Below are 12227 nucleotides of genomic sequence, written 5' to 3'. Positions count from 1 at the left end.
TCGACCTGGTAACCGGCCACGAGCTCGGATTCAGCTTCCGGCAGGTCGAACGGCGGACGGTTGGTCTCGGCCAGGGCGGAGATGAAGAAGATCACCGCCATCGGGATCATCACCAGGAACATCGGTACCGGGAAAGTGTGCCCGGCCAGGAGGTTCCAGTTCCAGAAGCCACCGGCCTGCTGCTCGACGATCGTCGTCAGGCTCATCGAGCCGGCAAACAGGAGCACGGTGACGATGATGAAGCCGATCGAGACCTCGTAGGAAACCATCTGCGCGGCCGAACGCAGCGCACCCAGGAAGGGGTATTTCGAGTTCGAGGCCCAACCGCCAATGATAATGCCGTAAACACCCAGCGAGGACATGGCGAAGAGGTAGAGAATACCGACATTGATATCCGCAATGACCCAGCCCGGTGCGACCGGCACGACGGCCCAGGTCACAAAGGCGAGGATCAGCGTGATCAACGGCGCCAGGAGGTAGAGTGTGCGGTCAGCACCGGCCGGAACGACGATCTCCTTGAACACGAATTTCAGGAAATCCGCGAAGGACTGCAACAGGCCGAACGCGCCGACCACGTTCGGGCCTTTGCGCATCTGCACCGCCGCCCAGACTTTCCGGTCCATCAGCAGCAGGAAAGCCAGCGACAGGAGCAGGACGATCATGAAGCCCAGGATTTGCAGCACGGCCATGCCGAAACCGCCCCAGACGCCAAATTGTGCAACGAAATCCGTCATTGCGCCCTACTCCGCTGCGACCTTGGCCGGCTCGGTCTTGAGGGCGGAACAAGCCGCCAACGTTTCCGAAGCCCGCGCGATCGGGTTGGTGAAATAGAAGTTGCTGACAGCCGGCTTGAACGCCTCGTCAGCGATATCGCCGGCCGCGCCGATCGACTTGGCGTCGAAATCAGCCACCGTCTCGGCACCCGGCGCATGATCGATGCCGGCAAGAACCGGATGGTCCTCGAACAGCTTCATGCGCAATTGCTCGAGATTGTCGTACGGCAGGGTCTTGCCGAGACGCTCGGACAGGGCCCGGAAGATCGCCCAGTTCTCTTTCGCCTCGCCTTTCGGGAAGACGGAGCGATAAGCCAGCTGAACCCGGCCCTCGGTATTGACGAAAATGCCATCCTGTTCGGTCCAGGCTGCGCCCGGCAGGATGAGATCGGCACGGTGCGCACCGTTATCGCCATGGCTGCCGACATAGATGACGAAGGCATCGCCGAAGCTGGACATGTCGAGCTCGTCAGCACCGAGCAGAACGACCGTGTCCATGGCGTTGGACTGCATGGCCGCCACATCGTGACCGCCCTCGCGCGGAATGAAGCCGAGATCGAGACCGCCGACGCGGGAGGCTGCCGTGTGCAGCACGTTGAAGCCGTTCCAGCCGTCCTTGACCGCGCCAATGCTGTCGGCTAGATCACCGGCCGCATTGAGAATGGCTGCGCCATCCTCGCGGGTCAGCGCGCCGGAGCCGAGGATGATCATCGGGCGCTCGGCGTCTTTCAGCGTCTTGATGAAGCCGGAGCGCTTGCGCTTGAGACCGGCCAGATCGGCTGCCGACGTCCCGAGATGCTCGTACTCGTAGGACAGGTCGACCGCTTCGCCGATGACGGCGACCTGGGTGTCATTATTGAGCCAGGTCTTGCGGATGCGGGCATTGATGATCGCCGCTTCGGTGCGCGGGTCGGCACCGACGATGAGGATGGCATCTGCCTCCTCAATGCCGGCAATCGTGGTGTTGAAGAGATAGCTCTCGCGCGCACCGTCACCGATCTTGGCACCGTCCTGACGGCAATCGATCGAGGCAATACCGAGCGCATCGGCGAGGTCCTTGACCGCCTTGAGCTCTTCAACCGAGCTCAGATCACCGGCAATGACGCCGATTTTGGAGGCGTCGCCACCCAGCTTCTCGGCGGCCACGGACAGGGCTTCCGACCAGTCGGCCGGGCGCAGCTTGCCGTTTTCGCGCACGTAAGGACGATCGAGACGCTGCTTGCCGAGGCCTTCCCAGGCATAACGCGTCTTGTCGGAAATCCACTCCTCGTTCACGCCTTCATGCGTGCGCGGCAGGATGCGCAGCACAGCCGTGCCGCGATTGTCGACGCGGATATTGGAGCCAACCGCATCCATCACATCGATGGTCTCGGTTTTGGAGAGCTCCCAGGGACGCGCCTTGAAAGCGTAGGGCTTGGAGGTCAGCGCGCCGACCGGGCACAGGTCGATGACATTGCCGGACAGTTCCGACGTGACCGCGTTCTCGAGATAAGTCGTGATCTCGGCGTCTTCGCCGCGACCGATCATGCCGATCTCCGGCACACCGGCGACCTCGGTAACGAAGCGGACGCAGCGCGTGCACTGGATGCAGCGCGTCATCTCCGTCTTGATGATCGGGCCCATTTCCTTGTCTTCGACCGCGCGCTTGTTTTCCGGGAAGCGCGAGCCGGTGCGGCCATAGGCCAGGGCCTGGTCCTGCAGGTCACATTCGCCACCCTGGTCACAGATCGGGCAATCCAGCGGGTGGTTGATGAGCAGGAACTCCATCACCCCTTCGCGGGCCTTCTTGACCATGGGCGACAGCGTATTCATCGCCGGCGGCTCGCCATTCGGCCCGCCGCGCATATCGCGTACCTGCATCGCGCAAGAGGCCGCCGGTTTCGGCGCCCCGACCAGCTCGACCAGGCACATACGGCAGTTACCGGCGACCGAGAGGCGCTCGTGATAGCAAAAGCGCGGGATTTCCCGGCCTGCTTCCTCGGCAGCCTGCAGCAGCGTGTAGGAATTCGGAACCTCGATTTCCTCGCCGTCGACAATAATTTTGCGGAGATCTTCGCTCATGACTAATCCAGCTTCCCGGTATCCATCGCGGTCTCAACAGGCCATTTGTTGAGCGCGAGCACCCAGAGGGCGATCAAATTTACGAGCGGGACAAACGCCAAAATGGCCCAAAATCCCGAAAACCCCAGACGAGACAGGATCCGCCAAACCGGAAACCCGAACACGGCAATCCAGAACAGCAGGGCCAGGATCGTCAGAGATGATGCGTCAGCGCCCATATCCTCCCCCTACTCCGCTGCTACGGCCTGGCTCACAAAGACCGGCTTGCCTTCGCGATAATTGTTGATGCGCTCTTCAATCTCAGAGCGGAAATGACGGATCAGGCCCTGGACCGGCCAGGCGGCCGCGTCACCCAGGGCGCAGATCGTGTGACCTTCGACCTGACCGGCAACCTCCAGCAGCATGTCGATCTCTTCGATCGTCGATTCGCCCGCGGCCATGCGGGTCAGGACGCGCCACATCCAGCCCGTACCTTCACGGCACGGCGTACACTGGCCGCAGCTCTCATGGCGGTAGAAGTAGGAAATCCGCGCGATCGCCGTCACCACGTCAGTGGACTTGTCCATGACGATGACGGCAGCCGTGCCAAGGCCGGATTTGTGCGCAGAGAGCGCATCGAAATCCATCAGCACGTCGTCGCAAATGTCTTTCGGCAGCAGAGAAACCGAGGATCCGCCCGGGATCACGGCTTTGACATTGTCCCAACCGCCACGAACGCCGCCGGCATGCGTCTCGATGAGCGTACGCATCGGGATCGACATGACTTCTTCGACGTTACAGGGATTGTTCACATGGCCGGAGATCGAGAAGATCTTGGTGCCGACATTGCGCTCACGGCCGAAGCTGGAGAACCAGTCGGCGCCGCGGCGCAGGATCGTGCCAGCCACAGCAATGGATTCGACGTTATTGACGGTCGTCGGGCAGCCATAGAGGCCGGCATTGGCCGGGAATGGCGGCTTCAGGCGCGGTTGGCCCTTCTTGCCTTCCAGGCTTTCCAGCAGGGCCGTTTCCTCGCCGCAGATATAGGCGCCGGCACCGTGATGGATATAGACATGGAACGGCCAGCCATGGACGTTCTTCTCTCCGATCAGCTTGGCCTCATAGGCCTCCTTGACGGCCTTCTCCATCGCCAGGCGTTCAGTGACATACTCACCGCGCAGATAGATGTAGCAAGCATGCGCCTGCATGGCGAAGGAGGCGATCAGGCAGCCTTCGATCAGGAGGTGCGGATCATGACGCATGATCTCGCGGTCCTTACACGTGCCCGGCTCGGACTCGTCGGCATTGACGACGAGATAATGCGGACGCGCGCCCACTTCCTTGGGCATGAAGGACCATTTCAGACCGGTCGGGAAACCAGCGCCGCCACGTCCGCGCAGGCCCGAAGCCTTCATCTGATCGATGATCCAGTCCCGGCCCATGTCCAGCATGTCCTTGGTGCCATTCCAGGCACCGCGTTGCTGGGCAGATTCCAGACCCGGGCTGTGATGCCCGAACAGATTGGTGAAAATCCGGTCTTTATCCTGGAGAAGCTCGACCATTTAGCCCTCCGCCTTTTCGGTATTCGGCAGCTTGATCTTCTTCGCGCGCGAACCGTCATAGAGAGACGGGTCGGAGAGGACCTTGGTGCCGTGGGGTTCAGATGCATTGCGCTCGGATTGCGGGCCGTATTCGACCTTTTTGCCGGCAGCGAGGTCGTCAAGGAGTTTCTCGAACTTCTCTGCATCGAGATCTTCGATGTAATGATCGCCATCCTTGTTGGCGAGCTGGATCATCGGCGCATTGGCGCAGGCGCCCATGCACTCCACCTCGACCCAGGTGAACTTGCCGTCTTCGGACACCTCGTGCTGCTTGCCGATGCGCTTCTTGCACACCGACATCAGATCTTCGGACCCACGCAGCATGCACGGCGTCGTGCCGCAGACCTGAACCAGATTCTCGCCGACCGGGGCCAGGTTGAACATGGTGTAAAAGGTCGCGACTTCGAAGACGCGGATATAGGGCATGGACAGGCGATCCGCGATGTCGCGAATGGCCGGCTCGGAGACCCAGCCTTCCTGCTTCTGGGCGATCCAGAGCATCGGGATGACGGCCGAGGCCTTCTTGTCATCGGGGTATTTGCCCAGCCAGAACTTGATCTCATCTTCGCTCTTCTTGTTGAAGGCAAAGCTTTCCGGCTGTTCTTTCGCGAGACGGCGAACGCTCATCGGTCGATCTCCCCGAAGACGATGTCGAGTGAACCCAGAATGGCGGATACGTCGGCCAGCATGTGACCGCGATTGAGGTGATCCATGGCCGCAAGGTGGGCAAAGCCCGGCGCGCGGATTTTCACGCGGTAGGGCTTGTTGGATCCGTCGGCCACGAGATAGACGCCGAACTCGCCCTTGGGCGCTTCAACGGCGGCATAGACCTCGCCGGCATCGACGTGGACACCTTCGGTATAGAGCTTGAAGTGCTGGATCAGCGCTTCCATCGACTGCTTCATCTCGGCGCGGCGCGGCGGGGAGAATTTACTGTCAGTGGCCAGAACCTCACCCTGGTTTTCCGGCTTCATCAGCCAGTCACAGCACTGGATCATGATCTTCACGCTCTCGCGCATCTCTTCCATGCGGCAGAGATAGCGGTCATAGCAGTCGCCGTTCTTGCCGAGCGGGATGTTGAATTCCAGCTCGTCATAAACCTCGTAAGGCTGCGAGCGGCGCAGATCCCAAGCCATGCCGGAACCGCGAACCATGACGCCGGAGAAGCCCCACTCGAGCGCTTCTTCCTTGGAGACAACACCGATATCGGCATTGCGCTGTTTGAAGATGCGGTTCTCGGTCAGGAGATCATCGATATCGTTGAGCGCGGCGGGGAAGCTGTCACACCAGGCGCGGATATCCTGGATCAGCTCCGGCGGCAGGTCCTGGTGCACACCGCCCGGGCGGAAATAGTGGGCGTGCATGCGCGAACCGGAAGCGCGCTCATAGAAGACCATCAGCTTCTCGCGTTCCTCGAAGCCCCAGAGCGGCGGTGTCAGCGCGCCGACATCCATGGCCTGGGTCGTGACATTGAGAAGGTGAGACAGGATACGTCCGATCTCGGAGTAGAGCACGCGCACATACTGGCCGCGCTTGGGCACAGTGATACCGGCCAGGCGTTCAGCCGCCATGCAGAAGGCGTGCTCCTGGTTCATCGGCGCTACGTAGTCGAGACGGTCGAAATAACCGATGCCCTGGAGATAGGTCTTGTGCTCGAGAAGTTTCTCGGTGCCGCGGTGCAGAAGGCCGATATGCGGATCAACGCGCTCGACGACCTCGCCATCCAGCTCCAGAACGAGGCGCAGAACACCGTGCGCCGCCGGGTGCTGCGGACCGAAATTGATGGTGAAATTGCGCGGGGATTCTTCGGTGGTTTCGATATCAGCCATGCCTTAGCCCTCCGCCTTCTCATCACCCGGGATGACGTATTTGGCGCCTTCCCACGGGCTCATGAAGTCGAAATCGCGGTATTCCTGAACCAGTTCGACCGGCTCGTAGACGACGCGCTTTTCCTCGTCATCCCAGCGCACTTCCATGAAGCCGGTGAGCGGGAAGTCCTTGCGCAGCGGATGGCCTTCAAAACCGTAATCGGTCAGTAGGCGACGCAGGTCCGGGTGACCGGAGAAGGCGATGCCATACATGTCAAAGGCTTCACGCTCGAACCAGTTGGCGACCGGGAAAAGCTCGATCACCGACGGGACAGCCGTGTCCTCATCGACGGACAGCTTGATCCGGATGCGGTGGTTCTGCTGCATCGACAGCAGGTGGTAGACGACCTCGAAACGCTCGGCGCGCTGCGGGTAGTCGACACCGCAAATGTCGATCAGCGAGGTAAAACGGCAGGCCGCGTCATCGCGCAGGAAGCGCAGCATGTCGACAATGCGGTCGTCATGGATCTCGACGGTCAGCTCGCCATGCTCGACCGACCAGGATTTGACGGCGCTTTCCTGCTGGCCTGCGATGTGTTCGCCGAGGGATTGAAGGGCTTCGCTCATCTCATCCTCTCCTAGCGCTCGATCGAGCCTTCGCGACGGATCTTCTTCTGCAGCTGCAGAATACCGTACACGAGCGCTTCAGCGGTCGGCGGGCAGCCCGGGACATAGACGTCGACCGGAACAATGCGGTCACAACCGCGCACGACGGAATACGAGTAGTGATAATACCCGCCCCCATTGGCACAAGACCCCATGGAGATGACATAGCGCGGCTCAGGCATCTGGTCGTAGACCTTGCGCAGAGCCGGGGCCATCTTGTTGGTCAGGGTGCCGGCCACGATCATGACGTCGGACTGACGCGGGGAAGCGCGCGGAGCGAAACCAAAGCGCTCGACGTCGTAACGCGGCATGGAGGCCTGCATCATCTCGACAGCGCAGCACGCGAGACCAAAGGTCATCCACATCAGCGAACCGGTCCGGGCCCAGGTCACCAGGTCATCGGCAGCAGCGACAACGAAGCCCTTGTCCGCCAGCGCATCGCTGACGCCGTCGAAAAACGGGTCATGCTTCTTCGGGTCGTAATGGGGAACCGCAGCGCGGCCAGCCATTCCAGCAGGGGTCGTGTGATCAGAGGCCAGGACTTCTTACTCCCAGTCCAGCGCGCCTTTTTTCAGCTCGTAAATAAAGCCGATGGTCAGGACGCCGAGGAACATCATCATGGACCAGAATTCGAACGGGCCGAGGCTGTCACGCAGGCTGACCGCCCACGGGAACAGGAAGGCCACTTCCAGGTCGAAGATGATGAACAGGATTGCGACAAGGTAGAAACGGACATCGAACTTCATGCGGGCGTCATCAAACGCGTTGAAGCCGCACTCATAGGTCGAGACTTTTTCCGGATCCGGTTTGGACGGAGCGACCACAAACGCGGCCAGCATGAAGATGACGCCGAGAGCGGCGGCAATGCCGAAGAAGATGAGAATCGGCAGGTAGTCGAGAAGCAGCGTTTCCATGGCAAGGCCTCGCCCGTGTTCGGTCCGTCTTGTCGGGCAGGAGCAGCTTCTGGCGAGTTTCGCTGGGAATACGAATCGGAATCGCCGGCCGGGCCCCCTGCCTGATTTGGCGCGGAAGCTAGTGCGCAGCGCGCGTTCGAGCAAGGGCTAAAGACCGCCCGAGCTCAGTTCTCAATCGTAAAGCCTGTATAAGGAATTCCAGTTGCGAGCGGCTCGCAATTAGGGCCCAGTTCTGGCCGTCTACTGACGCAGTCCAAGAACCGATTTCCAAAACCCGGCACGCAAAAATGGCGAACGGGCACTAAACGCGTGATCCGGGAAAACATGCCAGGGCCTGTAACCCCACTTCTCGACGAGCTCCCGCGCGGTTCTCCCCTGCCCGGCAGCGCTAGCGGCCGCCAATGCGGCCCGGCGTGAACACCATGATGCGCGCGCTTGGCGGAAAACCTTCAACGCTGAACCCTGCAGGCCGCCGATACACAGGATTTCCGCCCGGATCATCTCGGCCTGTCGCAGGCGTGCCGCAGCATCAAACACCAGAATGGCCGCTCCCGTCGCCAGCAGAACGGATCCGGCCGGCAGGGCCGAAGCGCCAAGCCAGGCAAGACCGAGCGCCAACAGACAGAGCAGCAAGGGCGGCCAGGTCGCGCACAGTGCCCAGATTTGATAGCGCACAAGGCGAAGAAGGATTTGCATGGCGCGCAAACTGCGCTGCGAGGGCATGAAGGAGCAGTGGGAATATGTGCCCTGCGGTCCCCCTGCAGGGCTCGACCATTGCCTATTTCGGCCATCCCTGCTCATTTATCGCCGAAACGTCACAGGGGAGAGAGACGTGAATATTGGTAATGGTATCCTCAATTTCGTCGAGCGCGCCGGCAACCGCCTGCCCGATCCGGTGACAATCTTCGTCATCCTGATCACCGCGGTCGTCACGATTTCAGTGCTCGCCGCAGGCGGAGGTCTGGAATCAACCCACCCGGTCACCGGTGAAACAATCGCCGCCCAATCCCTGCTCTCCGGCGACAATATCCGCCGGCTTCTGACCGAGTTCACGTCCATTTTCGTCAACTTCCCGCCCCTCGGACTGGTTCTGGTGGTGATGATCGGTGCCGGCGTAGCGGAACGCACCGGCCTGTTCGGCGCCGGCCTGCGCGCCCTGGTCGGATGGGTTCCCAACACGCTGCTCACCGCGACCCTCGTATTCGCCGGCGTCATGGGCAATCTCGCCGTTGATGCAGGCTATGTGGTCCTGATCCCGCTGGGCGGCATTGTCTTCGCCTCGGTCGGCCGCCACCCGATCGCCGGTATTGCCGCGACCTTCGCCGGTGTCTCCGCCGGTTTCTCGGCCAACCTCTTCCCCGGACCGCTTGAGCCCTTGCTGCTGGGCATCACCGTCCAGGCCGCGCAGTTCATCGATCCGGACTGGCAGCTGAACATTCTGTCGAACTACTACTTTATCTTCGCGCTGACCCCGGCCGTCGTTATCGCCGGCACCTGGGTCACACAGGCCATCATCGAGCCGCGCCTGGGCGAGTGGAAAGGCCTCAAGGGCGAAAATGGCGAAGACGAGGATGCTCCGACGACCGATCTGACAGCCGCAGAAAGGCGCGGCCTGATCGCCGCCGGTGTCGTCATGATTGCCCTGATCGCCTGGGTCGTCTCGATGACCATGCCCGCCGACGCCATCCTGCGCGATGAAAACGGTGATCTGGCGCCATTCTACAATTCGATCGTCGCCATCTCGATGATCGCCTTCCTGCTCATGGGCCTCGCCTTCGGTATCGCCGCCGGCACCATCAAGTCGGACAAGGACGCGGTGGCGATGGCCTCCGGCGCGATGAGCGATATGGGCGTCTACATCGTCCTCGCTTTCGTCATGGCGATGTTCCTGGCCCTGTTTGCCTGGTCCAATCTCGGCACGATCCTGGCCATCAATGGGGCTGCCGCCCTGCAGGCCTCCGGTCTGCCCGCGCCACTGCTGCTTGTCGCCATGGTCATGCTGACAGCCGTCCTGAACCTGTTCGTCGGCAGCGCCTCGGCCAAATGGGCCATGCTGGCTCCGGTTGCGGTGCCCATGCTGATGCTGCTGGGCATCGGTCCGGACGCCACCACCGCGGCCTATCGTGTGGGCGATGGGGCCACCAACATCATCACCCCGCTGCTGCCCTATATGCCGCTGATCCTGGTTTTCGCTCGTCGTTACGTGCCGGAGTTTGGTCTCGGCAGCCTGATCGCGACCATGCTGCCTTACTCGGTGGCCATCCTCGTGGTGTCGCTGGGCGTGCTGGGCGTGTTCGTCCTGGCCGACCTGCCGCTCGGCCCGGGCCTCGCCCCGGTCAGCTATGACGCGACCGGTCTGACCCCGGCACAATAGCGCTGTTGCGCGCCGGTTGCGGACGAGCGGAATTTCCGCTCGTCCGCCCGGTTCGCCAGCCATACTTACGCATAAACCTATTTCGTAACCTTTTTCGTCCTATATTCCCGCCGGTGGGGAGTATTGTGATGAAGAATGGTCTGGCGGAACTCCGGCGTCGATATTGGCCGGCTCGTGACGACAACGCGCGCTTGCGAGTGGCCTCCGAGCGCGCCCTGACCGCGTTCTGTCTGCTCGCAGGCCTGGCGGGCACCGCTATCTCGATCATGAATATCGAGTATTTTGAAGAGTTTCCGCTCCTAATCGGAAACAGCTTCGCGATCTCGCTGGTCTGCCTCGGCGCGCCGCTCTTGATCAATGGCTATGTAGGGTTCAAGACCCGCGCCCTGATCGTGGGATACACCGTTATCGGGCTCATCATCGCCCTCTCGGTGATGAATTCACAGCTGCTGAGCCCGTCCAACCTGTTGCTGATCCCAGCGGTCATGACCATCACACTGGTGCTCGGCTGGCGTGGTGGGGCAGCTGCCCTGGCGGCCGCGATCGGCACCTATACCTATTGTTACGCCCTCTTACCGGCCGAGCTGACCGCACAGCTGGCGAGCGTCGATTTCACGACCGTCATGGCGGCTCTCTGCTCTTCGGCGATCTTCGTCTTCGTCAGCGCCGGGGTTTACCGCAATGAGATGATTGCCTCGGTTGAGAGCATTCGCCGGCAAAAAGCCATGGCCGATGACGCCAATGCCGCAAAGACCGAATTTCTGGCCAATATGAGCCATGAGATCCGCACGCCGATGAATGGTGTGCTCGGGATGGCGGAGGTGCTTTCCGAGAGTGGGCTCGACGCAGATCAGCGCAAATATGTCCAGACGATCAAGGACAGTGGCACATTGCTGCTGGCCACGCTCAACGACATTCTCGACCTGTCCAAGATCGAGGCCCGCGAGCTGGCAATCGACCCGGTCGAGTTCGATCCGTCTGAAATGATCACCAGTCTTCGCCGCACCCATTCGCTCAAGGCGAGCGAGCGCGGTCTGGAGTTCACGGTCAATTTCCTGGCCCCCATGTCACCCACGGCACGCCGGACCGGCGACCCGCACCGTATCAGCCAGATTCTGCACAACCTGCTGTCCAACGCGGTGAAGTTTACCGAGACCGGCTCCGTGCAGCTCGAGATCGGCACCAAGGCCGATGATCCCGATCGCATCGTCCTGACGGTTTCCGATACCGGCCGCGGTATGAGCCGAGACCAACTCGCCAGCGTCTTTGATCCCTTCGTGCAGGCTGAACGCAGTACGTCGCGAGAATACGGCGGTACCGGGCTAGGCCTGGCGATCGTCTCGCGCCTGGTCGAATTGATGGAAGGCACGCTGGATGTTGCCAGTGAAACCGGTCGCGGCACCCGCTTCCGCATCGAATTGCCCGCGCCACGGGTCGCTGCCGCGCCGGCCAAGCCGGCGGCCTCCGCCGAATCTGCTGCGCCCAGCAATGACACGGGTGGGCCAGCGATCCTGATCGTCGACGACAATATGACCAATCGTATGGTGCTGGGTGCCCTGCTGCGTCCGCTTGAGGGTCAGGTCGCCTTCGCGGAGAACGGCTCTGAGGCCGTCGATGCCTGCACCGCCCGCGCCTTTGATATCGTCTTCATGGATATCCGCATGCCGCTGATGGATGGCGTTGAAGCCACTCGCCGGATCCGCGCCATGGAGCAGGACGCGGGCCGGCTTCCGGCACCGGTTATCGCTCACACGGCCAATGTCATGGAACACCAGATCGCGGAGTATGAGGCGGCCGGGTTCAATGCCGTGCTGGCCAAGCCGGTCAAGCAAGATGAATTGCTGGAGGTCTCCAAAGGCCTGCTCGCAGGCGAACGTGCGTTTCAAATCCCACAGAGCCTGCGCCGGCAGGCCTGACGCACCACTTTCAAGTTCAACAGATTGTCTGGAAAAAAGTGGCGCGAGTGACGGGACTCGAACCCGCGACCTCCGGCGTGACAGGCCGGCGCTCTAACCAACTGAGCTACACCCGCAATGGTGCTCGCCGAAGCG

At 61.5% G+C, this 12227-nt stretch carries 12 protein-coding genes and 1 tRNA gene; 2 read left to right on the top strand and 11 right to left on the bottom strand.

Translation table 11 applies throughout. The annotated features are described in order from the left end of the window. The 10 genes from Q1V51_RS01655 to Q1V51_RS01610 form a co-directional block, all read right to left on the bottom strand. Positions 1–734: NADH-quinone oxidoreductase subunit H (locus Q1V51_RS01655; RefSeq protein WP_300552045.1), on the bottom strand; the 734-nt coding region annotated here is incomplete at its 3' end. Positions 735–740: 6 nt separating this feature from the next. Next, positions 741–2834, bottom strand: coding sequence for an NADH-quinone oxidoreductase subunit NuoG (gene nuoG / locus Q1V51_RS01650; RefSeq protein WP_300552043.1), 2094 nt, complete (start codon positions 2832–2834; stop codon positions 741–743). 2 nt (positions 2835–2836) lie between these two features. Then, positions 2837–3052 carry a hypothetical protein gene (locus Q1V51_RS01645; RefSeq protein ID WP_300552041.1) on the bottom strand — a complete coding sequence of 72 codons (216 nt, stop codon included), beginning with the start codon at positions 3050–3052 and terminating at the stop codon, positions 2837–2839. A 9-nt stretch (positions 3053–3061) separates the two neighbouring features. Continuing rightward, on the bottom strand, positions 3062–4375 hold the full coding sequence (nuoF, locus tag Q1V51_RS01640) for an NADH-quinone oxidoreductase subunit NuoF (RefSeq protein WP_300552039.1): 1314 nt from the start codon (positions 4373–4375) through the stop codon (positions 3062–3064). After that, a complete protein-coding gene (gene nuoE / locus Q1V51_RS01635; protein WP_300552038.1) occupies positions 4376–5041 on the bottom strand; it encodes an NADH-quinone oxidoreductase subunit NuoE in 666 nt (221 codons plus the stop codon). It abuts the gene before it with no gap. Further along, positions 5038–6243 (bottom strand): NADH-quinone oxidoreductase subunit D, encoded by a 1206-nt coding sequence (locus Q1V51_RS01630; protein ID WP_300552036.1) that lies wholly within the window; start codon positions 6241–6243, stop codon positions 5038–5040. The genes nuoE and Q1V51_RS01630 overlap by 4 nt, the downstream gene beginning before the upstream one ends. 3 nt (positions 6244–6246) lie before the next feature. Continuing rightward, positions 6247–6849: an NADH-quinone oxidoreductase subunit C gene (locus tag Q1V51_RS01625; RefSeq protein ID WP_300552034.1), complete on the bottom strand. Its 603-nt coding sequence runs from the start codon at positions 6847–6849 to the stop codon at positions 6247–6249. Positions 6850–6860: 11 nt separating this feature from the next. Further along, positions 6861–7397, bottom strand: coding sequence for an NADH-quinone oxidoreductase subunit B (locus Q1V51_RS01620; RefSeq protein WP_300552033.1), 537 nt, complete (start codon positions 7395–7397; stop codon positions 6861–6863). Positions 7398–7433: 36 nt separating this feature from the next. Further along, the gene (locus Q1V51_RS01615; RefSeq protein ID WP_300552032.1) at positions 7434–7802 is read right to left on the bottom strand and encodes an NADH-quinone oxidoreductase subunit A; all 369 of its coding nucleotides are present in this window, start codon (positions 7800–7802) and stop codon (positions 7434–7436) included. A 240-nt stretch (positions 7803–8042) separates the two neighbouring features. After that, positions 8043–8498, bottom strand: a complete 456-nt coding sequence (locus Q1V51_RS01610; protein ID WP_300552030.1) for a hypothetical protein — start codon at positions 8496–8498, stop codon at positions 8043–8045. Between the two features lie 136 nt (positions 8499–8634). Here Q1V51_RS01610 and Q1V51_RS01605 point away from each other — a divergent pair, with 136 nt between their 5' ends. Together Q1V51_RS01605 and Q1V51_RS01600 are read left to right on the top strand one after the other, a co-directional pair. Then, positions 8635–10176, top strand: coding sequence for an AbgT family transporter (locus tag Q1V51_RS01605; RefSeq protein ID WP_300552028.1), 1542 nt, complete (start codon positions 8635–8637; stop codon positions 10174–10176). A 128-nt stretch (positions 10177–10304) separates the two neighbouring features. Beyond that, positions 10305–12092 carry an ATP-binding protein gene (locus Q1V51_RS01600; protein WP_300552026.1) on the top strand — a complete coding sequence of 596 codons (1788 nt, stop codon included), beginning with the start codon at positions 10305–10307 and terminating at the stop codon, positions 12090–12092. 39 nt (positions 12093–12131) lie between these two features. Here the strand turns inward: Q1V51_RS01600 and Q1V51_RS01595 are convergent. Beyond that, positions 12132–12208, bottom strand: a tRNA-Asp gene (locus tag Q1V51_RS01595). Between the last annotated feature and the right edge of the window lie 19 nt (positions 12209–12227).

Origin of the sequence: Maricaulis sp. (assembly GCF_030149235.1) — a bacterium.
Lineage (GTDB): Bacteria > Pseudomonadota > Alphaproteobacteria > Caulobacterales > Maricaulaceae > Maricaulis.
This window is presented reverse-complemented; position numbering and strand designations above follow the sequence as displayed.

Coding starts and splice junctions, on each gene's coding strand:
- Q1V51_RS01630 (WP_300552036.1), bottom strand. CDS start 6,243: ATGGCTGATATCGAAACCACCGAAGAATCCCCGCGCAATTTCACCATC.
- Q1V51_RS01645 (WP_300552041.1), bottom strand. CDS start 3,052: ATGGGCGCTGACGCATCATCTCTGACGATCCTGGCCCTGCTGTTCTGG.
- Q1V51_RS01610 (WP_300552030.1), bottom strand. CDS start 8,498: ATGCAAATCCTTCTTCGCCTTGTGCGCTATCAAATCTGGGCACTGTGC.
- Q1V51_RS01625 (WP_300552034.1), bottom strand. CDS start 6,849: ATGAGCGAAGCCCTTCAATCCCTCGGCGAACACATCGCAGGCCAGCAG.
- Q1V51_RS01600 (WP_300552026.1), top strand. CDS start 10,305: ATGAAGAATGGTCTGGCGGAACTCCGGCGTCGATATTGGCCGGCTCGT.
- nuoF (WP_300552039.1), bottom strand. CDS start 4,375: ATGGTCGAGCTTCTCCAGGATAAAGACCGGATTTTCACCAATCTGTTC.
- Q1V51_RS01615 (WP_300552032.1), bottom strand. CDS start 7,802: ATGGAAACGCTGCTTCTCGACTACCTGCCGATTCTCATCTTCTTCGGC.
- Q1V51_RS01620 (WP_300552033.1), bottom strand. CDS start 7,397: ATGGCTGGCCGCGCTGCGGTTCCCCATTACGACCCGAAGAAGCATGAC.
- nuoG (WP_300552043.1), bottom strand. CDS start 2,834: ATGAGCGAAGATCTCCGCAAAATTATTGTCGACGGCGAGGAAATCGAG.
- nuoE (WP_300552038.1), bottom strand. CDS start 5,041: ATGAGCGTTCGCCGTCTCGCGAAAGAACAGCCGGAAAGCTTTGCCTTC.